The following is a 22,193-nucleotide window of genomic DNA, read 5'->3' as shown; positions in this document are numbered from 1 at the left end:
CCGCTTTGCCGGGCGGGGTTTTTTCTAGGCCTTCGGCGGATTCTCCTGCTCGGTGTCCTCGGCGAACAGGCGTTCCAGTTCCAGGGCATCGGCACGCGCCCGGTCCAGCATGCGCTGCTCGTCGCTATGATAGTGGTAGTCGTCCTTCAGGCGTTTGACGTCCTGCTCGCGGAAGGTCTCGATGGAGGCGGCCGCCTGGTCCTCTGACCATCCCAGCCCGATGAGAAGCTGGCGGGTCAGTTCGAGCGAGGACAGGAAGGTCTCGCGCTGGATCAGCGTGACCCCGGCATCCATCAGGCGGTGGACATGGCGGCGGTTCCTGGCGCGGGCATAGACCGGCAGCTTCGGGAAATGGGACCGCACCATCTCCGCCGTCCGGACGGAGGCCTCGACATCGTCGATGGCGAGGATGAAGGCACGGGCATTTTCCGCTTGTGCGGCCTGCAGGAGATCGAGGCGCGAGGCGTCGCCGTAATAGATCTTGTTCCCGTAGCGTGCCACGAAATCCACCTGTTCCGGGCTGATGTCGAGCGCGGTGAAGGGAACCTGCTTGGCGCGCAGGACGCGGGCGACGATCTGGCCGAAACGCCCGAACCCGGCGATGATGACATGCCCCTGCGCTTGCGGCGGGGTGTCGTAGCGCATCGTCTCCGCCGGGGGCGGAAACAGCCATTCGTCTGCCCGGATCAGGACGGGCGTCATCAGCATCGAGATGGTGACCGCCGCCGTCAGGATGGCCGCGAGATTGGCTGCGATCACCTGGGTCGCGGCGGCTGCCGAGAACAGGACGAAGGAGAATTCCCCGCCCTGGCAAAGATAGAGGGCATAGGAACGCGCGGCCTTCGGCGGTAGGCGCTGCCAGCGGCCCAGGCCGTAGAGCACCCCCGATTTCACAACGACCAGTCCCAAGGCGATGGCGGCCACGGCAAGCGGCTGCGCCAGGACGAGGCCGAGGTCGAGCGCCATGCCGACGGCGACGAAGAAGACCCCCAGCAACAGCCCTTCGAAGGGTGCGAGATCGGCTTCGACCTCGTGACGATAGGAACTCTCCGCCAGCACCGCCCCGGCGATGAAGCCGCCCAGCGCGGCCGACAGTCCGATGGATTCGAACAGCAGCACCACGACGAGAATGGTCAGCAGGACGGAAGCGGTCATCGCCTCCTTGACGCGGGTGGAGGCGACGAGATGGTAAAGCCGTTCGAGCAGCAGCCGGCCGCCGACAATGACGGCAGCGATCACGCCCAGGGCGATGAAGGGATGGGTCCAGTCGAAGCTCTCCTGCGTTCCCGTCCGGCTCAGCAGCGGCAGCAGCGCGATCAGGGGAATGGCCGCGAGATCCTGGAAGAGCAGGGTCGAGAAGCCCAGCCGCCCGGAGCGCGTGTTCAGCTCCCCCCGTTCCTCCATGAGCTGGAGGGCGAAGGCGGTCGAGGAGAGCGAGAGGGAAAAGCCGATCAGCACGGCCACGCCGGGGGCAAGCCCGAAGAGCCAGGCGCAGAGCGATAAAGGAATGGCGGTGATGCCGACCTGCAATCCGCCGAGGCCGAAAAGCTTGGAACGCATCGCCCACAGGCGGGCCGGGCGCAGTTCCAGGCCGATCAGGAACAGCAGCAGGACGACGCCGAACTCGCCGAAATGCAGGATCTCGGCCACATCGTCGGCGGTGCCGATCAGGCCCAGCCCATGGGGACCGATCAGCATTCCGGCGGCCAGATAGCCGATCACCGAACTGACCCCGAGATATTTCCCCAAGGGGGCGGCGATCGCCGAGGCCGCCAGGAAGATGATGACTTCGACTAGAAGGCTGTTCATTGTCCCGCTCGCTCCCAGGCTCGCGTTCCCCGGGGCAAGGTGGCGCTTCTCGCGGAGGGCCTGGCCGCCCTTCCTTGCCGGGAGGGATCAACGGAGAGCGAGAAGCCTCAATGGGAACGGCTTCGGCAGGGGAAGGTTCCGCCGCGTGGCCGGGGAAGGATGGTCCCGGTCATTGTCACAGATGATCCACAAATCCTGTGGGGAAGCCTGTGGATAAGTTCCGGGCAAATTGTTGGTAGTCCCAGCCGCCAAGGGGATAGATGGCTTCGCTCAAAAAATAAGCAGCTGATTTCCATCTTTTCCGGCTCTGTCAATGAACTGTGCAGGCCGAGCAGGGATCGAAGGAACGGACCACATGCTGGACGGCCAGCGGCATGGTTTCGTTGTCCGAGACGGGCGTTCCCACCAGGGCCTGCTCCAGCGCGCCGGGCTGCCCCTGGGCATCGCGGGGGGAGAAGTTCCAGGTGGTCGGGGCGATGATCTGGTAACCGGCGATGCGGCCGTTCTCGACCCGCAGCCAATGGCCCAGCGCGCCCCTCGCGGCCTCCACCAGACCGGCGCCGCTGCCCTGGTCGGGCAGTGCCACATCCAGGCAGAAGGGTTCGCGCGGGCGCAGGGCGCGGGCCCAGCCTTCCATCAGCGGCACAAGCCGCGCGGCTTCGATCAGGCGGGCGATGACGCGGTTGCGCACATTGCCGCCGGATTGGCGGACGAGATCGCGCAGCAGGGGATGGCCGTCGACCACCTGGCGGGCCAGGGCACCGACCTCGGCCACCTCGCCGTCCAGGCGCGGAGCCTTGCACCAGGAATAGGCCCCGTCCTTGTCGGCATCGGGCAGGGTGTGGCCGCGCGTGGGATGGGCGGTATCGCCGGTCATCCAGGCATGGCTCAGATCCTCGGTGATCGTGTTGGCATCCAGACTTTGGTCGCCGTGATGCCACTGGCCGCGCCGGAAGAAACCGCCATAGCTGAGGAAGCGGTCGGTGGCGCGGCCCAGGCGGTCCAGTTCCAGCGTCTCGGCCAGATGCAGGAAGAAACGGAAATCGCCCTCCTGTTCGGGTTTTTCCGCCTTCCAGGCCTGAAGCTGCGCGGCGTTCTCCAGCCCCGCCACCTGTTCCAGCGGAGCCGCGAAGACGTGGCGCTCCAGGAAAGCGCGGAACTCGCCCAGGATCGCCAGTAGGCGCATCTTCTCGCCCGCATCCACCGGCTTGGTGGTGCCGCCGGGTTGCAGGGCTAGGCTATGGGGCCATTTTCCCGCCAGCAGCCCCATGACATGCAGCAGGCGGCTGCGGGCGGGCAGGAAATCCGCCGAGGCCTCGCCCTTCACGGCGGCGAAGCGGCGGACGGCATGGGGATGCCAGGATTTCCCGGCATAGGCCGCACGGGCGAAATCGGGCATGAAGAAGAGATAGAAATGGGTCAGGTGGTCGGCCAGGTTCTCGCAGGCCAGGGCAAGATTGGCGGACAGGCGGCCGTTCTCGGCCATGGATGCGCCCGCCAACTGGGCCAGGGCGGCGACGGCGGCCGAGGATTGCGAGACGGAGCAGATGCCACAGATGCGCGGGGCGATGACCAGGGCATCCAGCGCCGGGCGGCCCAGCAATATCTGCTCGAAGCCGCGATAGAGCGGCGAGTTGACCTGTGCCTCGCGGACCCGCCCGTCCTGGACGTCCAGCCTTATCTCCAGGTCGCCCTCGACGCGGTTGAAGGGACCGAGGACGAGCCGGCTCATGGTGTCTTCTTCCGGCTTTGCGGCGGCACCACGACATGATCGGAGGTGGCGTTGGTGCGGACGCGATCCGGCGTGGCCGATTTGGACAGGGCGGCCAGGGCGACGAACCAGGCCTTGGGCATGTCCAGCGGCAGGCCCACCGGGATGCCGGCGCGCTTGGGCGTTTCCTGAAAGGCCCCGGCGGGGTCCTGGAAGCCGGGCACGGTGCAGGCGATGCAGGCATAGCCGGCATCGGTGCAGGACCCGTCGCCGTTCCAGCGCCGCAGGTTGCAGTCGCCCGGCGCCTGGGTGGCCTTGCAGCCGAGATTTTCCATCATGCAGCCCATGTCCGAGGGGGAGACGGCGCTGGCCTTGAATTCGTAGAATTCATTGCGCCCGCAGCCGTGATGGGCCAGGTGCTCGGCCCAGAAGCGGGGACGGCCCAGCATGTCCAAATCCTCGGCGCGCAGGTCGCCCAGGGCCAAGGCCGCTAGGGTCTCGACGATCCAGCCGGGATAGGGGGCGCAGCCGGCGACATTGATGACCGGCAGGCCGCCGGGCGAGCGCCAGGATTCGCCCAGCAAACCGCCCGCTTCCTCGTCCAGATAGTGCAGGCCGGTAGCATCGGTGGGATTGCTTCCCGCCGCCGGGATGCCGCCGAAGGCCGCGCAGCTTCCGATGGCCAGGGTGTGGCGCGCCCTGACCGCCAGTTCCCGTACCCACCACGCCATGGAGCGCCCGGTCCCGGCCAGCATCTGGAACCGCCCCGTGCCGTTGGGGCCGGTCAGGATGGAGCCTTCGACGCAGAGGGCGTCCAGGTGCTGTTCTCCGGTCAGGATGGCCTCGAAGATGGCGGTCGCCTCCGGCCCGCTTTCCTCGCTGAGCGAGGGATGCCACAGCAGCCTGATGCCGAAGCGTTCCAGCAGGGCGGCGAAGCCCACGCCTTCGGCTTCCAGCGCTGCCATGGTGCAGCCGCCGCAGGACCCGGCCTGAAGCCAGAGAAGCGTGAAGGCGCGTTCGCTCATAACGCGAGAGTAAGGCCGTCTCGCCCGCCGAGGCAAGGGGGCCGGGAACCCTATCGCCGTTCCGGCTGTTGATCTGCCCAGGAGGACCATCCATGGAGCAGGGCATGACATCCCATCCCCTGGACCCGGTGCAGGTTCCGGGCGCGGAGGATGATTGGCGGGAATATCTGCGCCACCAGGCGCAGATGCGCGATTTCCAGCGCCTGACCGAGGCCGAGGACAAGCTGTATGTGCTGCTGACGCCGGGGCTGCTGCTGGCCTTGGCCCTTGTGATGTGGTCGATCTCGACCGAATGGGTCCTGCGGTAAAGAGGAGGCGACATGGCCAGAGACGAAAGCTCGCAGCACGTGCCGAGAAAGGGCGAAACGCAGCGTGGCGATATCGATGCGGGGCGCACCGGCGACAAGCATGCCTTCGATCCCTACGCGGCGGCACCCATGGAAACCGACGCCGAGGCGTCCGCCACGCCAACCTCCAGCCAGGACATGCGCGCCGACCTCCGTCGCCAGAAAGGCATGGTGGAGCGGATGGACTTCGCCGGGCCGGAGGGCAATTCCAAGACCAAATCCGGAACGGCCTGGGCCTTCGGCGGGCTGATTTTCCTGATCGTCCTGGGCGTGCTGATCGCCGCGCTCTCCTTCTGGGGGTTCTGAAGGGGCGGCGGCATTCCAGCCGCGATACTTGGTAAGGAAACGCAAATGGGAATAGGGGACTGATCCTCGGCCGGCTTTCCGTGTTGGTGCCCGAAAGGCCAATGCTGGAGGATTGGAATGCGTTTCAAATATACCTTACTGATCGCCACGTCGCTGGCCCTCGCGGGTGGCGGCGTCCATGCACAGCAACAAGACAATCAATCGCCTGCGGAGCAGCTCGGACAGGGCGCGCAGGAGCAGTTGCAGCACGGCCGTGACGCACTCGGCCAAGCGCTGCAGCCCGAGGACCAGCAGGCGCAGCAGCCTCCGCCGGATCAGCAGGCACAGCAACCACCGCCGCCGGAAGCCGGAGAGCAGCCGCCCCCGGATCAGCAGGCGCAGCAGCCACCGCCGGAAGCCGGACAGCAGCCGCCCCCGGATCAGCAGGCGCAGCAACCCCCACCGCCGGAAGCCGGGCAGCAGCCACCCTCGGATCAGCAGGCACAACAGCCTCCGCCGCCGGAAGCCGGACAACAGCCCCAGGATCAGCAGGCACAGCAGGAACAGCAGCAGCAACAGCAGTTCCAGGACCAGATGTCGCAGATCAGGCCGGAAGCCCAGGACATGATCGGGCAGACGGCCGTGGATCAGCAGGGGCAGGAACTGGGTGAGATCACCGATGTCATCATCGGGCCGCAAGGCCAGGCCGACGCTGTCGTCGTGCAGGAAGGCGCCGTTCTCGGCATAGGGGGCCGCGAGGTGGCGGTACCCTGGGATCAGGTCCAGATCAGCGGCGACCAGGTGATCGTCAACATGAGCCAGGAAGAACTTTCGCAGATGCCCGAATATCAGAGCGGCAACTAATCCCTTTCCCCCAAAAAAGAAGGCCCGCCGTTTCGCAGCGGGCCTTTCGCTTATTCGGCCGGAACCAGGTTTCCGCGCTTCTTCTTGTCGCGCTTGGCCTCGCGCTCCGAACGGGAGGGTAGGGCGCTGATCATCGAGGTGATCAGGGCTGCCAGGAAGGGCGTGGATTGAACCACCATCACCAGCGCCCAGATGCGGGCATCGGGATCGTGCCAGCCATAGGAGGCCAGCACCGCGCCTGCGGCAAGCCACTGGCCCAGCATCAGCAGCGTTTCCGAGCGGGCCATCAGGAAGCCCTGGGTCAGGGCCGCCTTGTTCTCGCATTTGGGCGTGCGGAAGAAGGGCGTGGACTTGGTGAAGATGCCCTGCCACATCGCCAGGGCGACGGAATAGGTCAGGCCCATCCCCGCGACCGCCGACCCAAGCCGCTGTTTCCACGTGCATTTGACGCGGGTGGAATAGAGGAACAGGTGGTGGATCAGCTTGGCGACGAAGACGCCCACCGTGGGCAGGACGAAGGTCGCCAGCGGGAAGTCGAAGTAGCGGGGCGCCAGCACCAGGCCCGCGGCCCAGAACAGGCTGAGCAGGGTGAAGGCTAGATAGAAGGCATCGGCGAACCAGGGCAGCCAGCCTGCGACGAAGTGATATTTCTGCGCCGCGCTGAGGCCGCTCTTGCGGAAGGGCATCAGCGCCTTCCAGTGGCCCTTCAGGATCTGCACCCCGCCATAGGCCCAGCGGAAGCGCTGCTTCTTATAGGCCAGGAAGGTATCGGGCGTCAGGCCGTGGCCGAAGCTGTGCTCGACATAGACCGAGTCGTAGCCGTGCTTGAGCAGGCGCAGGCCCAGCTCGGCGTCCTCGCAGATGCACCATTCCGCCCAGCGCCCGGTATCGACCAGCGCTTCCTTGCGGATCAGGGTCATGGTGCCGTGCTGGATGATGGCGTTGGCCTCGTTGCGCGCCACCATGCCGATATGGAAGAAGCCGGCATATTCCCAGTTGATCATTTCCTTGAAGGGATGGTCTTCCCATTCGCGGTGATCCTGGGGCGCCTGCACCCAACCCACTTTCTCGTTCTCGAAATAGGGGATCAGCGAGCGCAGCCAGTTCTTGTCCACCACGTAATCGGCGTCGATCAGGCCCACCACCTCGGCGTCGGGGGCGGTCTGGGTCAGGCCGAAATTCAGCGCGCCGGCCTTGAAGCCCGGCCACTTGCCCAGGGTGAAGAAGCGGAAGCGGTCGCCCAGTTGCTCGCAATATTCCTGCACCGGCTTCCAGGTTTCGGGGTCGCGGGTGTTGTTGTCGAGAACCAGGACCTCGAAATTCGGGTAGTCGAGCTTCGCTAGGCTGTCCAGCGTCAGCTTCACCATATGCGGCGGCTCGTTGCAGATGGGCAGGTGCAGCGAGACCTTTGGGAAGCGCTTGGCGGCCTCGGGCGGCAGCGGCTGGAAGCGGCGGCGCGGATTGCGCGTCCAGGTCAGCTCGGTCAGTTCCAGGCCCGAGATCAGCACCACCAGCAGCAGCATGATCTGGGATGGGATCAGCACCAGGACCATCAGTTCCGTGGCCGGGGCGGTGTCGCGGATGACCGGCATGGACATGGACCAGATCACCAGCGAGGCGGCGAACTGCACGAGAAGGGCGAAGAAGATGCGTCCTCCCGGCCGCAGGTCGTTCCACTTATAAAGGAAGAAGATGACCGGCAGGAGGGCCAGGATGGTCGCGGCACCGGCCTGGAGCGGCCATTCCTTGAATTCGATGACCGGGCCGACCCAGGAGAATTTGGCATTGCGGTCGGCATCCAGCATGCCCCAATGGGCGCCGACCGACCATTCGATCTCCTTCTTCCAGGGCTGGTCGAAGGCTTCGATGATGTTGTAGTCGATGTTCTCGAGCGCGGCGACGTTCAGGAAGCGGCGCAGGAACAGGGCCTGGTTGACCAGCGAGGGTTCGGCCTGCATGCGGCTCTTGCCCGCGCTCGGCCAGCCCACTTCGGTGATGACCACCGGCTTATCGGGGAAGCGGCGCTGGATTTCGTGATACTGGCCGAGCAGGAAGTCCACCGCATGTTCGACCGGCACGCCTTCCCAATAGGGCAGGATGTGGATGGCGATGTAATCCACCTCGCGCGCCAGTTCGGGATATTCCAGCCAGATATAGGACGGCTCGGCGGTCGAGACCGGCACGCTGACCTTCTCGCGCACCTTGCGGATGTAGCGGGCGATCTGGGCCGGCGTGACGTCGCCGCGATGCAGGGCCTCGTTGCCGACGATCACCCGGTCGATATTGGGGTTGTTGCGCACCATGCGCAGCAAGGTGGTGATTTCCGCTTCGTTCTTGCCCAGGCGGTCGTCGATCCAGGCCCCCGCATTGACGCGCATGCCGTATTTCGCCGCCAGTTCGGGCACGACTTCCATGCCCTCCAGCGCGGTGTAGAGACGCACGGAATCGACCTTGCCCGCCAGGAGACGCAGGTCGGAGTCGATCTCTTCCGGCGTCGGCAGGATGTTTTCCAGCGGGTTGTGATGCCGCTGGTAGGGAGCGAAGGACACGCCGCGGATGGTGCCGGACCAGGGCAGGTCGGAATGGGGCCGGTTCATCCAGGCCCAGACGCCGATATTGCCCAGGACGATCACGATCAGAACTAAAACGCCTGAAAGTCGCATCGATTCTACCAGGTAAAAGCGGAGAGGTGAGGAGTGCCCTCGGGGGTGTAAATATGAATAAAGGCCGTACGCATTTCTGCGCCGGCTTGTATCCGTTTGCTGTTTTTCCGTGGATTGCGCCGGTCTGACCCTAATCCGGCGGAGAAACCTTCTTGCGAATGACATCGCCACGACAGCAAGCCCGCGCGCGGAAAGGCGTGGCCGGGAGTGTCGGCGAATGGAGCCAAATATATCGAAACCGTCACGACAAGTCGAGTACCTGTAATGCTTTAGTTGGCAGTCCTGCCTCTGAAAAGTGGCATGATCATGGCAGTGCCAGCCCATCCTCCCCATCATTGCTTCCATCGATGTCGAAGGGACTGGCACAGCCTAGGCCGGATGGGGTAAAGCCTTTGGCTCGCTCAACGCGTTCACGATTCCAAGACAGGACGTTCATGCTTTCCATCGCGCAACGCATCGCACAGGAACTTTCGGTTCGCGACGCCCAGGTCCAGGCCGCCATCGAATTGCTGGACGAAGGCAACACCGTTCCCTTCATCGCCCGCTATCGCAAGGAAGTCACGGGGGCGCTGGACGACACGCAACTGCGCACCCTGGAAGAACGCCTGCGCTATCTGCGCGAGCTGGAGGACCGCCGGGCGGCGATCCTGTCGAGCATCGAGGAACAGGGCAAGCTGACCGAGGAGCTGAAGGCCCAGATCAACGAGGCCGAGACCAAGGCCCGGCTGGAAGACCTTTACCTGCCCTACAAGCCCAAGCGTCGCACCAAGGCGCAGATCGCCCGCGAGGCGGGGCTGGAACCGCTGGCCGACGCCCTGCTGGCCGATCCCGCCTTGTCGCCCGAGGCCGAGGCGGCGAAATATGTCGATGCGGAAAAAGGTGTGGCCGATATCAAGGCGGCCCTGGACGGAGCCCGGCAGATCCTGATCGAACGCTTCGCCGAGGATGCCGAATTGCTCGGCTCGCTGCGCGACTGGCTGTGGGACAGCGGTGTCCTGACCTCGAAACTGGCCGATGGCATGGCCGAGAAGGGCGCCAAGTTCGCCGACTATTTCGACTACCAGGAAAAGATCAAGGCGGTGCCGTCGCATCGGGCCCTGGCCTTGTTCCGGGGGCGGAACGAGAATGTGCTGCATCTGAAGTTGCTGCCCCCGGATGAACTCGATGTCCAGGCGGTGAAGACCCAGGGCGAGGCCGAGCGCCGCATCGCCGGGCGTTTCGGCATCATCGAGCGCGGCCGCGCCGCCGATTCCTGGCTGGTGGATACGGTGCGCTGGGCCTGGCGGGTGAAGATTCACCTGCATTTGGAGTTGGAACTGATGTCCCGGCTGCGCGAAAGCGCCGAGGAAGAGGCCATTGCCGTCTTCGCCCGCAACCTGAAGGCCCTGCTGCTGGCCGCCCCGGCGGGGATGCGCGCCACGATCGGCCTCGATCCGGGCCTGCGCACCGGCGTCAAGGTGGCGGTGATCGATGCCACCGGCAAGCTGGTCGATACCGCCACCATCTATCCCCATGTGCCGCGCAACGAATGGGACAAGTCCATCGCCGTGCTGGCCGCCCTGGCGATCCGCCACAAGGTGGAACTGATCGCCATCGGCAACGGCACCGCCTCGCGCGAGACCGACAAGCTGGCCGCCGACCTGATCAAGCGTCATCCCGAACTGAAGCTGACCAAGCTGGTGGTTTCCGAGGCGGGTGCCTCGGTCTATTCCGCTTCCGAAATGGCGGCCAAGGAATTCCCCGACCTGGATGTCAGCCTGCGTGGTGGCGTGTCCATCGCCCGGCGCCTGCAGGACCCGCTGGCCGAACTGGTCAAGATCGATCCCAAATCCATCGGCGTCGGCCAATACCAGCACGACGTCAACCAGACCCATCTGTCGCGTTCGCTCGACGCCGTGGTCGAGGATTGCGTGAACGCGGTGGGCGTGGACGTGAATACGGCATCGGTGCCGCTGCTGGCACGCGTCGCCGGGCTGACGCCGACCCTGGCGCGCAATATCGTCGAGTGGCGTGACCGCAACGGCGCTTTCCGCGACCGCAAGCAGTTGAAAGAGGTCGAGCGCCTGGGGCCGAAGGCCTTCGAGCAGGCGGCGGGCTTCCTGCGCATCCACAACGGCAGCAATCCGCTGGACGCCTCGGCGGTCCACCCGGAAGCCTATCCGGTGGTGCAGCGGATCCTCGCCCGCACCGGCCGCGACGTGAAATCGCTGATCGGCGATGTTCCCTTCCTGCGCTCGCTGGCGCCCGAGGACTTCACCGATGAACGTTTCGGCGTACCGACGGTCAGCGACATCATCGCCGAGCTGGAAAAGCCCGGCCGCGACCCGCGCCCAGAATTCAAGACCGCCGAATTCAAGGAAGGTGTCGAGAAGATCGAGGACCTGCAGCCCGGCATGATCCTGGAAGGCGTGGTCACCAACGTCACCAATTTCGGTGCTTTCGTCGATATCGGCGTCCACCAGGACGGGCTGGTGCATATTTCCCTGCTGGCCAACCGCTTCGTCAAGGACCCTCATGAAGTGGTGAAGGCCGGGGACGTGGTGCGCGTCAAGGTGATGGAGGTGGATGTCAAGCGCAAGCGCATCGGCCTGTCCATGCGCCTGGACGAACAGGCCGCCCGTCCGGCCTCCGGCGAGAAGCGCGAGCGGCGAGACGAGCGGCGGCCCGCACCGGGCAAGCCGCGCGACCAGCGCCCGCAGCAATCCCCTTCGTCCGGCGGCGCCATGGGCGGTGCGCTGGCCGAAGCCTTCGCCCGCGCCAAGCGCAAAGGGTGATCGTCCATGGTCCGGCTGTTCGGTGTGCTGCTTGGAGTGATGCTTGCCGCCGCCGCGCCCTCGGCGCGGGCGCAGCCGGTCCTGACCCTGCCCGAAGACCACATGGTGATCATCGGCTTCGTTTCCGGCCTTGGCGGGACGTCGGGCATTTACAGCCAGGACATCTATGACGGCCTGCGGCTGGGCCTGCGGCAATTGCAGGACCGTCTGGGCGGCATGGATGCCGAACTGATCGCGGCCGACGACCGCTCGGACCCCGAGGTTGCGGCCCAGGCCGTGCGGCGGCTGATCGAGCGGGATGCCGCCGACATCATCGTCGCGGGCGGCGACCCGGCGACCTTGCCGGCGATCCTGGAAGTCGCGGCGGCCTATGAACGCTTCGTCCTGGTCGCCAACCACGTCTCGGAGGAAGTCGCCGGGGAAGGCTGCAATCCCTTCCTGTTCGGCATGCTCGGCCGGATCGGTGCCGCCGACGAGATCATGGGGCGGTTCCTCCAGGGCCAGGGGTACCGCAACGTCTATCTGCTGGCCCCCGACAATGTACGCGGCGAGACCCATCTCGCCGCCTTCCGGCGCGGTTATACCGGCGATTTGGCCGATACGGTCGTGACCCGGCGCGGCCAGATGGAGTTCGGCCAGGAATTGCGGGCCTTGCGCCAAGCCAATCCCGAAGCCGTCTATACCGTCCATGGCGGCGGCCAGGCGGTCGAACTGGTGCGCCAGTATTATCGGGCCGGTTTGCGCGATATCTTGCCGCTTTTCGGCACCTGGACGACCTTCGACAGAACCACCTTGCCGGCGATGGGCGATGCGGCGCTGGACATCTACGACCTGGGGCCGTGGGCACGCAATCTCGAATACCCGTCCAATCAGAAGTTCATCACCGATTTCGAAAGCCAGTACAGCCGCCTGCCGTCCTCCATGGCCGCGGTGGGCTACGACACCGCCATGCTGATCGAGACGGCGGTGCGCTCGATCAATGGCCAGATGCGCAATGTCGAGGCGTTCCGCACCGCCTTGCGCCGCGCCGATTTCGCCTCGGTACGGGGAAACTTCCGCTTCGACAGCAACCATCAGCCGGTGCAGGACTGGTATCTGCGCCAGGTGGTCCGCAACGAGCAGGGCAAGATCGTTAACGAAATGCGCAGTGTCGTCGCAGCGGGCTGGCGCGATCCCCAAGCGGAACGCTGTGCCTTGCGCTGGACTCTTCCCCCGCAGCCGCAGACCGGTTCTCCCGCACGGCGCTGAGCCGCGGCAAGCCTTCCTCGCCAAAAGGCAAGGCATACCGCTAGCGCACTTGGGCTGGCGGGAAAGCGATGCTAAATAGCAGGGCGATGCCTCTTATTCGCGCCCTTCTCGCCTTTCTCGTGCTGGCCTTCGCCGTCTCTCCGGCGCTGGCGCAGGACGTGCCGTATCATGTCCATATCCGCGGAGTCGGGGAGGAATTGCTCGAGACCATCGAGCAGAATTCCCGGCTGGTGGGGCTGGCCGACCGTCCGCCGCCCAGCATGATCGCCTTGCGCCGCCGCGCCGAGGAGGACGAGGAGCGCCTGCTCGATGTGCTGAGCAGCCAGGGCTATTACGCCGGGACCGTCTCCGTCGCCATCGACGAGTCGGCCTCGCCGGTGAACGTGACCATCGATGTGGAACTGGGGCCGCCTTTCATCCTGACGGCCTATAACGTCCATACGCGCAATCCCGATCCCACCGCCCAGCCGATCACCATTCTCCTTGATGCCTTGGGGCTGAACCTGGGGTCGCGTGCCATTGCCGCCGATATCGTCGCCGCCCAGACCCGGCTGATCGAGGAACTTGGCCGCCATTCCTATCCCCTGGCCCGGGTTCTCGACCGCCGCGCGGTGGCGGATTTCGCCACCAACACCCTGACCGTCGACTTGACCATCGATACCGGTCCCTTCGCCCGCTTCGGCGAGGCGACGATTTCCGGCACCACCGATGTGGCGCCGATCTATGTGCGCCGCCGCCTGACCTTCGAGGAAAACGAAGCCTGGCAAAGCGACAAGCTGGAAGAAACCCGTCAGGTGCTGGCGCAGACCGGGCTGTTCGCGGCGGTGCGGGTGGATGCGGGCCGAGAGATGGACGAGGAAGGGCGGTTGCCGGTTGCGGTCTCCGTCACCGAACGTCCCCATCGCACCATCGGCGGCGGCATCGGCTGGTCCACCGCCATCGGCCCCAATGCCGAGGTCTTCTGGCAGCACCGCAACCTGTTCGGCGTGGCCGAGCGGCTGGACCTGGCGGCCCGCTACAGCGAGATCCGCACCGGCTTCGATGCCGCCTTCCGCAAGCCCGACCTGTTCGCGCGGAACCAGAACCTGCTGGCGACCTTCGTCCTCGAACAGCAGAATACCGACGCCTACGAAACCCGGACCATCGGGATCGGCGGGGCCTATGAATGGGTGGCGTCGGATCAGTGGACGCTGGTCGGCGGTGTCCAGATCGAATATACCCGCCAGACCGATTCGGTCACCGACGAGACTCAGGACTTCACCCTGGTTTCCTTTCCGACCGAGGCGCGGCGCGATACCACGGATGACTTCCTGAACCCGACGCAGGGCGGGCGCTTCTCGATACGCTATCAGCCCTTCGTGGACATCCTGGGCTCGACCACCAGTTTCCACCGCCTGGAACTCGCCGACAGCGTCTATCTCTCGCTGGACCAGGACAGCCGCTATGTGCTGGCCGGCTGGGCCTCGGTGGGCACGATCCTGGGGGCGGGGCATACCGATATTCCGGCGGATCGCCGCTTCTATGTCGGCGGCGGCGGCTCGGTGCGGGGCTATGGCTACCAGATGGCCGGTCCCCTGAACGCGTCGGGCGATCCGATCGGCGGCCGCTCCATGCTGGCCTTCGGCAGCGAATTGCGCATGCGCTTCGGCGAGAATTGGGGCGTGGTGCCCTTTGTCGAGGCGGGCAGTTCCTATGTCGACACTTATCCGGACCTCGGCGAGCGCCTGTTCTGGGGAGCGGGTTTGGGGCTGCGCTACTACACGCCTTTCGGGCCTGTCCGCGCCGATGTGGCCGTGCCTCTCAATCGCCGTTCCCAGGATGATGCCTTCCAGATTTATTTGAGTTTGGGGCAGGCATTCTAAGCGATTTTCTCCTACATTACGTTCTATGACACGTTCCGCATTGGCTGTACGCATCGCCGTAGGCATCGTCGTCGCGCTGGTGGTGCTGATCGCCGGTGCGACGGCCTTCATCCATTCCGAAACGGGCGGGAAATGGCTGACGGCGCGTATCGCTTCGGCCTTGGCCGGAGAGGATGGAGACGCCGAGGTCGAGGGCTTCAGCCTCTCCTGGCCCTTCCAGGCGCGGATCGACAGGCTGAGCATGGCCGACAGGGAGGGGGTGTGGCTGGACGCCCGGGGCCTGGCCCTGGTCTGGTCGCCGTCGGCCCTGCTGCGGCGCGATCTGATCGTCGACAACCTGGAAGCCAAATCCATCCGGATTTCTCGCCTGCCCGAGACGGAAGAGCGTCCGCAAGAGGAACGGGAAGGCCTGCCACGCTTGCCCGACCTGCCGGTGGACGTGGATGTGCGGCGCATTCAGGCGGTGATCCATCTGGACGAGGGCGTGGCGGGCGAGGCCGCCGCCCTGGCGCTGGACGGCAATCTGCGCTTGGCCAATGGTGCCGCTTCGACCGATCTCGACCTGCGCCGCATCGACGGCAGGCCGGCCCGGGCGGGTCTGGTCCTCGATTACGACGAGACCCGCAACCATCTGGGCGTGGACATGCGGATGGACCGCCATGCCGGGGCGCTGCTGATGGCCGTGGCGGGGCTGGAGGACATGCCGGAGCCTGCCGTTACCCTGCGTGGCGAGGGACCGCTGTCGGACTGGCAGGGGCGGCTGGACATGGTCGCGGCGCAGCGGCAATGCCTGGGGGCCGATATCGGCCTGGCGTTGGGCGATGCCCTGGGCGTGCGCGCCGACGGCCTGCTCGATCTCTCTTGCGTCGGTCAGGATTATCGGGCCCTGGCTCCGGAAGGGGTGACATTCGCCCTGGATGCCAGCCTGAACGAAGGCGACTGGCTGATCCGTGACTTGCGTGTCGCGGGCGAGGCATTGTCCGCCCAGGCATCGGGGCATCTGCGCGACGAGGAAATGACGCTGGACCTTTCCGCCCGTGTTCCCGAACTGGCGGCCTTGGCCGGTCTTGCCGGTGTCGAGATGATGGGGCCGCTGTCCTTCGCCGGTCATTTGGGGGGCACTCCGGCCGAGCCCAATCTGGAAGGACGCCTGGAAGCGGGCGAGGGCGGAGCCGCCGCGTTGCGCTGGCGTTCCATCGAAAGCAATTTCGCCGTCGCCGTGGCTGAGTGGATAAGCCTGCGCATGGATGCCGCCATCCACGGCCCGGCCACGGTCGAGGGCGAGTTGGGCCCCCTGGGCGACCGGCTGGACCTGCGTACCGTGGGGCGCTTGTCGCCCGAGACGGGACGGGTGGAAATCGAGGAGGTCAGCGCCCAGGCCGCCGCCCTGGCCCTTGCGGCATCGGGCGTGTTGGAGGATTGGGGCCTGAAGACGCAGATCGACCTGCGCGCCGAGGGTGATGCCGCCCTGCTGACCTCCGCCGCCGCCGAGGGCGAGGCGCCTGCGGAAGGAGAAGCCGCCGCAGGGGAAGGGCTGCGCGGCCTCCTGAAGTTGACCGGCCAGGTGACGGGCAATCTGCATGGGCCGGATCTGGTCGCGGCCTTCTCGGGCAATACCGAGAATTTCTCCATCGGCAATGCCATCGCCGACCAGGTGCTGGGACCGAGGCCGACGCTGGAAGGCCGCGTCCTGTTGCCGCCGGACGGAATCGTGATGGTCGAGCAGGTGGTGCTGGCCGGCGAGGGCGGGCGGATGCTCGTCCATGGTCAGGTCGGCGAGCAATACGACCTGCAGATCGATCTGGAAATCGCCGAAATGCTGCCCTTCGCCGTCGAGCCCATGCAAGGTGGCGGCGGCGGAGGGCGGGTGCCGGCCATCGCTCCCGGACGGCCCCTGACGGTCGATCCCATTCAGGACAATGGCGTCGCGCCGCAACAGCCTTTGCCCGAGACGGTGCCGCTGGAGATCGGGCCGTTGCAGGGACGAATCACCATCCGCACCCGTCTGATGGGGGCGCTGGATGCGCCGCGCCTGACCGGCACCGCCGAATTCGAGGGCCTGATGAATGACGAGCCCCTGTCGGCCCAGGCCCGTTTCGACCTGCCGCAGATCGGTGGCCGGGTGGCGGGGCGGGTGGAACTGGCGGCCAGACTGCGCGGCATGACGATCGATGGCGATACGCAGCTGAGCTTCGGCGAGGGGGAACTGGTCCTGAGCGATCTGTCCCTGCGCGGTCCGGGAGGGGCTGCCATCGGCGGCGATGTCCGAGTGGCGCTGGAGGAAGTTCTGGCCGAGGGGCGCCTGACCGGCGAGATCCGGGATATGGCGCCCTGGGGCCGTCTGGCCGAGATGGATTTGTCGGGTGCGACCTCCTTCGACCTGCGGCTGGTGCCCGCGCCGGGCCAGGCTGCGGCCATCATCATCGAGGGGCGGGATATCGCCCTGGGCGAGAATGCCGTCTCGCGCCTGGAAGCGCGGGTGGATGCCGGGAACCTGAGCGGCGACTCGCCCCAAGCGACCGCCATCCTGCGCGCCAGCGGTGTGGCGGCCGGTGGTTCGACCCTGACCAGTCTCGCGCTGGATGCCGAAGGCGGCGTCGAAAGCCTTGATTATACCCTCAGCGCCGACGGGCAGGCGGCGGATCATCCCCTGAGCCTGCGCTCGGCGGGGGTGGTCCGTCTGTCCGAGTCCCTGGCCCGCATCGCCAGCCTGGAAATGACCTATGCCGACCTGCCGCTGCGTCTGGTCGCGCCGACCGAGGTCGCCTTCGGCGACGATATCCGCCTGTCGCCGACCCAACTGGAGGCCGGACAGGGGCGGATCGAGATCGCGGGCAGCCTGGCCGGTGGGGAAAGGCTGGCGGGCAACCTTGTGCTCTCCGACGTACCCCTGTCCCTGGCCGAGCCCTTCGTGGGCGACCTGGGGCTGGCGGGGACCCTGCGCGGACAAGGCGCCTTGTCCGGCACTCTGTCCCGGCCGGAAGGCAGCCTGACCCTGCAAAGCGACGATCTGGCCTTGCGCCAGCTGGCCCTGACGGGCGGGCAGGCCCGGATTTCCGCCAATCTGGCCGAGAACGCCTTGGCGGCGGAGGGGAACGTCGCGGTGCCGGGTATCCTGTCCCTGTCCTTCGAAGCCGGTGTGCCGGTGGATTTGGATGGGCCGGAAATGCTGCCGCCCAACGGGGCGCTGGCGGGGCAGTTGAACTTCGACGGCGATATCGGCCGCATTACCGATGCCCTGCCGCTGGCTGCCCATCGCATTTCCGGTCCCGTCCAGGCCGCCTTCACCCTGGGCGGCACCGTCTCGGACCCGCAGGTCGGCGGCCAGGCCGCCATGAGCGGAGGGCGGTACGAGAATTACGACAGCGGCACCATCATCCAGGATATCCAGCTGACCCTGTCGGCCCGCGACAGCCAGTCCTTCGCCCTGGAAGGGCAGGGAACCGACGGCAGCGGGGGCCGGATGACGATCGGGGGGCAGGTGGAGATGGAGGAGAACGGCCTCTATTTCCGCGCCGAAGGGAATCTCAACAATTTCCAGGTGGTGCGCATGGATGAAGGCACCGCCTGGGCAAATGGCGCTCTTAATTTCGAAGGTCGAGACGATCAGGCGGCGCTGACGGGCAGGATCGACATCCTGCGCGCCCAGGTGGACCTGGATTCCGTGCGCGGCGGCGCCCAGGTGGTGACGCTGGACGTGATCGAGGTCAACCGTCCCGGCGGGCCGCGCGTGGTACTTGCCGAGGAAGGCGAACCGGGCGTGGATTTCACCGTGGCGCTGAGCGTCGAGTTGCGCGGGCAGCAGATTTTCGTCCGCGGCATGGGCGCCGATACCGAATGGCGCGCTGACCTCGTGGTGGGTGGGACGGCGTCCCAGCCGGAACTGATCGGCGAAGTGACGGCGGTGCGCGGCAATTACGACTTCCTCGGCCGTACCTTCCGCCTGTCGCGCGGGCTGCTGACCTTCGACGGCGGCGACCGCATCAATCCGGCCCTGGATGTGATGGCCGAGGCAGAGGCGGGCGATGTCACGGCCCAGGTGCTGGTCACCGGGCGGGCGGACCAGCCCAATGTGGAGATCGCCTCGACCCCCGCCTATCCGTCGGACGAAGTCCTCTCCCGGGTCCTGTTCGGCCAGGAAATGGGGGCGCTGTCGCCCATGCAGCAATTGCAGCTTGGCCGCACCGCCGCCGGGCTGGCCTTCGGCGGCGGCGGGCCGGGCTTCGATCCGGTGGGGCTGCTGCGCGGCGCCCTGGGGCTGGACATGCTGGAAATCGGCGGCGACGGCGAGGATGGTCCGGGCGTCACCGCCGGGCGCTATCTCGGCCGCGACATCTTCCTGCGCCTTGATCAGAGCGCCGCCGGTGCACGGGCGGCCATCGAAGTGGACCTGGGGCGGGGCCTGTCGCTGGAGGCCGAGGCCGGCCAGCATTTCGCCGATGATGCCGCCGCCAGCAGCGGCGTGGGCCTGCGCTGGCGGCGGGATTATTAAGGGATGGAAGCAAGGAAAGAGGAAGGAGGGGCGTCCTGTCCCTCCGGCCGCGCTTACTGCGGCGGCAGGTCCTCGACCATGATGCTTTCCCGCTGGACCGTCACCGGGGCGGCGGGCGGCGGCGGTTCGGGCGCGTAGGAGGCCGGCGCCGGCTGCGCTGCGGCGGGGGCGGCATTGGCCGCAGGCGCACCGGAACGTTCGCGCGAGGCGTTATGTTGTTCCTGGGTGACCTTGGTGAGATGGGCCACGGCATCGGGAATGCCGCAGCCGGCAAGGGACAGGGGAAGGGTCAACAGCAGGCAGGCACGCAGCTGCTTGCGCATCATGGAAACCTTTGTCTCTGGAGAACGGGAAACTGTCGAAACCATAGCAGGATGATTCGTGCGCTGCCATAGGATGGCGGAGCTGCTCCTCATTTGCTCTTCATCACCCAGACGCCATCCCAGCCGTCTCCCGGCGGCTCGCGTTGCAGCAGGGAGCAGCGCTTCACATACATGGCGGCCGCGGCATCCCCAGGATGCAGGGTCAGGGCCTCTTCGAATGCCTTCAAGGCCGCACCGAAGCGACCGTCGCGGTAAGCCTTTAGGCCGAAGCTGAAGGCGCTCAAGGCCTCCATCATATTGGGGAAAGTGGCATCATTGTGATAGTCCAGCACCTCGAACACGCCGACGGGCTGAGTCTTGCCCTTGACCACTACCTTGTCCACCTCGCGCAGGCGATAGGTACCGCGCAGCTTACATACCGTGTATTCGCTGACCAGCAGGCGCGCGCCATATTCCTTGCACGCGCTTTCCAGGCGGGCGGCCAGGTTCACACCGTCGCCGATGACGGTGTAATCCATGCGCTTGGGCGAACCGATATTACCCGAAACGACCATATCGGTGTTCAGGCCGATGCCCATTTCCACTGGCTTTCGGCCCTGGGCAAGGCGCTGGGCGTTCCATCGATCCAGTTCGCGCAGCATCGAGATGGCGGCCCGTACGGCGCGGTCTTCATCGTCGTCATGGGCCAGTGGCGTGCCGAAGACGGCCATGATGGCATCGCCGATGAACTTGTCCAGCATCCCGCCCTGGTTCTGGATGCAATCCACCATGATGGTGAAATATTCGTTCAGCAGGCTGACGGTGCCCTGGGCGCCCAGTTCCTCGGTCAGGGTAGTGAAACTGCGCACATCCGAGAACAGGATGGTCGCCATGCTGGACTGGCCGCCCAGGATGTCTTCCCCCGTGCCCAGCAGCTTGTCGGCCAGGGTCGGGTCCATGTAGCGCGCCATGGTGGATTTCATGCGCTTTTCGTTGCTGATATCCTCGATGACGACCATCGAGCCCGGCTTGGCCTCGCCCGCCGCTCGTAAGGGCTGGACGGTGACGTTGACCGAACGCTGTTCGCCATCGGCGCAGACCAACTGCGCATCCATCAGCACGTCTACGCCCTGGCTTTCGCGGACATGCTCCAGCTTTTCGCCCAGCCAGGCATTGGGGCCGCTGAAATACTCGGTGGCAGTCTGTTTCAGAATGGCATCGGGCTCGCAGCGCAGGATGCGCAAGGCGGCGGCGTTGCAGGTGACGATCTGGCCTTCGGCATCAAGCGTAACAACGCCGTTGGTCATGCTTTCCAGGATGCCTTCGTTGTAGGTCTTGATGGCCTGCACGTCCTCGAACAGCTTGGCGTTTTCCAGGCCGATGGAAATTTGTGAGGTGAAGGCCTTTAGCCGTGCCTCGTCCTCTGCCGTGAAGGCCCCGCCGCGCTTGTTCAGAACCTGAGTGACGCCGATTCGCTTGCCGTTCTTGTTGATCACGGGAACGCAGAGGATCGAGCGCGTGAAGAAACCGGTCTTGCGGTCGAAGGCGGGATTGAAGCGCAGATCGGCATAGGCATGAGGAATGTTGATGCTTTCGCCCGTGGTGAAGACCGCACCGGCGATGCCCAGGTGGTTGGGCATACGGATCTGGCTGGTCCCCAGTCCCTGGCCGACTTCCGTATAAAGCTCGCCGCTCTTCTCGTCATTGATGAACAGTGTGGAACGCTCGGCGTTGAGCATGCGGGTAATGGCCGAGATGATCTTCTGCAGCATGGGGCCGAGCTTCAGCTCGGTACTGATTTCCGAGACCACCGACAGGAATTCCAGTTCCTGCTGCCGGGCGTGCTCGATGGTTTCCACCGTGCGATGGCTTTCCAGTACGATGGCGGCCTGGCGGATCATGGCCTGGAGCAGTTCCAGGTCGTCCTCGGTGAAGTTGCCGTCGTTCTTGTTCAGAAGCTGTGCCACGCCGATGATGTCACCGCGCAGGGTGCGCAAGGGTGCGCAGAGGATGGTGCGGGTGGTGAAGCCGGTCATGGCGTCGATCTCGCTGTTGAAGCGAGGGTCGGCATAGGCGTCGTGGATGACGCAGCCTTCGCCGGTGGTGAAGACATGCCCGGCCACGCCGGTATGGTTCAGCAGGCGGATTTCACGGCTGAACTTGCCGTCGTCGATGCGCGAGAACAGCTCCTTCGTGGCGGGATCGTTCAAGAAGATCGAGCCACGTTCACTGTCCAGCGTGCTCACGGCGATGCGCCGCAAGGTTTGCAAGGCCTCCGACAGGTTGGCGGAAACGGCCATGCGGTTGGAAACATCCAGCAGCAGCTCGGTGGTTTGCCTGCGGTCGAGAGGGGCATCGATCAGGGGCAAGCTGCGATTGTCGGCACTCATTCCTGCTGCTCCAGACTCTCGCGCAACGCCTGTATCATGGCCTGCAATTCCCGCTTCTCGGCCTCGTGCTCCTGAAGCTGGCGCTGCTGCGTTTCCAGGAAGCGGTGGCGCTGGGCGTCCATCTCGTTGCGCATGGCGTCGATGGTCGCCTTGAGCTGGCCGATCTCGTCATGGGCGGCGGACAGGGCTTTCTGCACCCGTTCCTGTTCGCCGATGCGCTGGGTCTCCAGCATATCACGCAGGGCGTTGATGGTGGCCTTCAGTTCGTCACGTTCCGCCGAGGCGCTGGCGGCCGCTTCTTGCCGGCGACGTTCCTCCTCGAAACGCTGGTGCCGCAGTGCCTCGTCCCGCTCTTTTTCCGTGTCCCCGGGCACCATCTTTCCACCTATATGACTAAGTCTCTCTTCGCCTGCGTAGCTCT

Annotated in this window: 15 protein-coding genes; 7 read left to right on the top strand and 8 right to left on the bottom strand. The window is 65.7% G+C overall.

Annotated features, from left to right (window positions below):
* Positions 1-24: 24 nt before the first annotated feature.
* The 3 genes from EPD66_RS17205 to EPD66_RS17195 form a co-directional block, all read right to left on the bottom strand.
* A complete protein-coding gene (locus EPD66_RS17205) occupies positions 25-1,809 on the bottom strand; it encodes a monovalent cation:proton antiporter-2 (CPA2) family protein (protein WP_142849743.1) in 1,785 nt (594 codons plus the stop codon).
* A 310-nt stretch (positions 1,810-2,119) separates the two neighbouring features.
* The gene (locus EPD66_RS17200) at positions 2,120-3,541 is read right to left on the bottom strand and encodes a nickel-dependent hydrogenase large subunit (RefSeq protein ID WP_142849742.1); all 1,422 of its coding nucleotides are present in this window, start codon (positions 3,539-3,541) and stop codon (positions 2,120-2,122) included.
* Entirely contained in the window at positions 3,538-4,545 is a 1,008-nt protein-coding gene (locus EPD66_RS17195) for a HupU protein (RefSeq protein ID WP_142849741.1), read from the bottom strand. Before EPD66_RS17195 ends, EPD66_RS17200 begins: the two co-directional genes overlap by 4 nt.
* Positions 4,546-4,649: 104 nt before the next feature.
* Here EPD66_RS17195 and EPD66_RS17190 point away from each other — a divergent pair, with 104 nt between their 5' ends.
* Both EPD66_RS17190 and EPD66_RS17185 read left to right on the top strand, forming a co-directional pair.
* A complete protein-coding gene (locus tag EPD66_RS17190) occupies positions 4,650-4,853 on the top strand; it encodes a hypothetical protein (RefSeq protein ID WP_142849740.1) in 204 nt (67 codons plus the stop codon).
* A gap of 12 nt (positions 4,854-4,865) precedes the next feature.
* Positions 4,866-5,198 carry a hypothetical protein gene (locus EPD66_RS17185; RefSeq protein ID WP_142849739.1) on the top strand — a complete coding sequence of 111 codons (333 nt, stop codon included), beginning with the start codon at positions 4,866-4,868 and terminating at the stop codon, positions 5,196-5,198.
* Positions 5,199-5,333: 135 nt separating this feature from the next.
* Here the strand turns inward: EPD66_RS17185 and EPD66_RS17180 are convergent, their stop codons facing one another.
* The gene (locus tag EPD66_RS17180) at positions 5,334-5,753 is read right to left on the bottom strand and encodes a hypothetical protein (protein WP_142849738.1); all 420 of its coding nucleotides are present in this window, start codon (positions 5,751-5,753) and stop codon (positions 5,334-5,336) included.
* 18 nt (positions 5,754-5,771) lie between these two features.
* Between EPD66_RS17180 and EPD66_RS17175 the strand changes: the two genes are divergently transcribed.
* The gene (locus EPD66_RS17175; protein WP_142849737.1) at positions 5,772-6,041 is read left to right on the top strand and encodes a PRC-barrel domain-containing protein; all 270 of its coding nucleotides are present in this window, start codon (positions 5,772-5,774) and stop codon (positions 6,039-6,041) included.
* A gap of 50 nt (positions 6,042-6,091) precedes the next feature.
* On the opposite strand, the gene EPD66_RS17170 is transcribed toward EPD66_RS17175, so the two are convergent.
* Complete coding sequence (locus EPD66_RS17170; RefSeq protein ID WP_142849736.1) at positions 6,092-8,704, bottom strand: glycosyltransferase; 2,613 nt, start codon at positions 8,702-8,704, stop codon at positions 6,092-6,094.
* A 434-nt stretch (positions 8,705-9,138) separates the two neighbouring features.
* Between EPD66_RS17170 and EPD66_RS17165 the strand changes: the two genes are divergently transcribed.
* The 4 genes from EPD66_RS17165 to EPD66_RS17150 all read left to right on the top strand — a co-directional run bounded on the left by EPD66_RS17165 (position 9,139) and on the right by EPD66_RS17150 (position 19,080).
* Complete coding sequence (locus tag EPD66_RS17165; protein WP_142849735.1) at positions 9,139-11,478, top strand: Tex family protein; 2,340 nt, start codon at positions 9,139-9,141, stop codon at positions 11,476-11,478.
* A gap of 6 nt (positions 11,479-11,484) precedes the next feature.
* Positions 11,485-12,726: an ABC transporter substrate-binding protein gene (locus EPD66_RS17160; RefSeq protein ID WP_142849734.1), complete on the top strand. Its 1,242-nt coding sequence runs from the start codon at positions 11,485-11,487 to the stop codon at positions 12,724-12,726.
* A gap of 86 nt (positions 12,727-12,812) precedes the next feature.
* Entirely contained in the window at positions 12,813-14,588 is a 1,776-nt protein-coding gene (locus EPD66_RS17155) for an autotransporter assembly complex family protein (RefSeq protein WP_185961473.1), read from the top strand.
* A gap of 40 nt (positions 14,589-14,628) precedes the next feature.
* Entirely contained in the window at positions 14,629-19,080 is a 4,452-nt protein-coding gene (locus tag EPD66_RS17150; protein WP_142849732.1) for a translocation/assembly module TamB domain-containing protein, read from the top strand.
* A gap of 53 nt (positions 19,081-19,133) precedes the next feature.
* Here EPD66_RS17150 and EPD66_RS17145 read toward each other — a convergent pair whose 3' ends face one another.
* The 3 genes from EPD66_RS17145 to EPD66_RS17135 all read right to left on the bottom strand — a co-directional run bounded on the left by EPD66_RS17145 (position 19,134) and on the right by EPD66_RS17135 (position 22,149).
* Positions 19,134-19,406 (bottom strand): hypothetical protein, encoded by a 273-nt coding sequence (locus EPD66_RS17145; protein WP_142849731.1) that lies wholly within the window; start codon positions 19,404-19,406, stop codon positions 19,134-19,136.
* A gap of 86 nt (positions 19,407-19,492) precedes the next feature.
* The gene (locus tag EPD66_RS17140) at positions 19,493-21,772 is read right to left on the bottom strand and encodes an adenylate/guanylate cyclase domain-containing protein (RefSeq protein WP_142849730.1); all 2,280 of its coding nucleotides are present in this window, start codon (positions 21,770-21,772) and stop codon (positions 19,493-19,495) included.
* Complete coding sequence (locus tag EPD66_RS17135) at positions 21,769-22,149, bottom strand: hypothetical protein (RefSeq protein ID WP_142849729.1); 381 nt, start codon at positions 22,147-22,149, stop codon at positions 21,769-21,771. Before EPD66_RS17135 ends, EPD66_RS17140 begins: the two co-directional genes overlap by 4 nt.
* Positions 22,150-22,193: the final 44 nt, after the last annotated feature.

The sequence above is a fragment of the Telmatospirillum sp. J64-1 genome (assembly GCF_006980715.1).
GTDB classification, from domain to species: Bacteria; Pseudomonadota; Alphaproteobacteria; order Rhodospirillales; family Magnetospirillaceae; genus Oleiliquidispirillum; species Oleiliquidispirillum nitrogeniifigens.
This window is presented reverse-complemented; position numbering and strand designations above follow the sequence as displayed.

Excerpts from the sequence above, each read along its gene's own strand:
- EPD66_RS17205 (WP_142849743.1), bottom strand. The coding sequence starts at position 1,809 with ATGAACAGCCTTCTAGTCGAAGTCATCATCTTCCTGGCGGCCTCGGCG.
- EPD66_RS17200 (WP_142849742.1), bottom strand. The coding sequence starts at position 3,541 with ATGAGCCGGCTCGTCCTCGGTCCCTTCAACCGCGTCGAGGGCGACCTG.
- EPD66_RS17195 (WP_142849741.1), bottom strand. The coding sequence starts at position 4,545 with ATGAGCGAACGCGCCTTCACGCTTCTCTGGCTTCAGGCCGGGTCCTGC.
- EPD66_RS17190 (WP_142849740.1), top strand. The coding sequence starts at position 4,650 with ATGACATCCCATCCCCTGGACCCGGTGCAGGTTCCGGGCGCGGAGGAT.
- EPD66_RS17185 (WP_142849739.1), top strand. The coding sequence starts at position 4,866 with ATGGCCAGAGACGAAAGCTCGCAGCACGTGCCGAGAAAGGGCGAAACG.
- EPD66_RS17175 (WP_142849737.1), top strand. The coding sequence starts at position 5,772 with ATGTCGCAGATCAGGCCGGAAGCCCAGGACATGATCGGGCAGACGGCC.
- EPD66_RS17170 (WP_142849736.1), bottom strand. The coding sequence starts at position 8,704 with ATGCGACTTTCAGGCGTTTTAGTTCTGATCGTGATCGTCCTGGGCAAT.
- EPD66_RS17165 (WP_142849735.1), top strand. The coding sequence starts at position 9,139 with ATGCTTTCCATCGCGCAACGCATCGCACAGGAACTTTCGGTTCGCGAC.
- EPD66_RS17160 (WP_142849734.1), top strand. The coding sequence starts at position 11,485 with ATGGTCCGGCTGTTCGGTGTGCTGCTTGGAGTGATGCTTGCCGCCGCC.
- EPD66_RS17155 (WP_185961473.1), top strand. The coding sequence starts at position 12,813 with ATGCCTCTTATTCGCGCCCTTCTCGCCTTTCTCGTGCTGGCCTTCGCC.
- EPD66_RS17145 (WP_142849731.1), bottom strand. The coding sequence starts at position 19,406 with ATGATGCGCAAGCAGCTGCGTGCCTGCCTGCTGTTGACCCTTCCCCTG.
- EPD66_RS17140 (WP_142849730.1), bottom strand. The coding sequence starts at position 21,772 with ATGAGTGCCGACAATCGCAGCTTGCCCCTGATCGATGCCCCTCTCGAC.
- EPD66_RS17135 (WP_142849729.1), bottom strand. The coding sequence starts at position 22,149 with ATGGTGCCCGGGGACACGGAAAAAGAGCGGGACGAGGCACTGCGGCAC.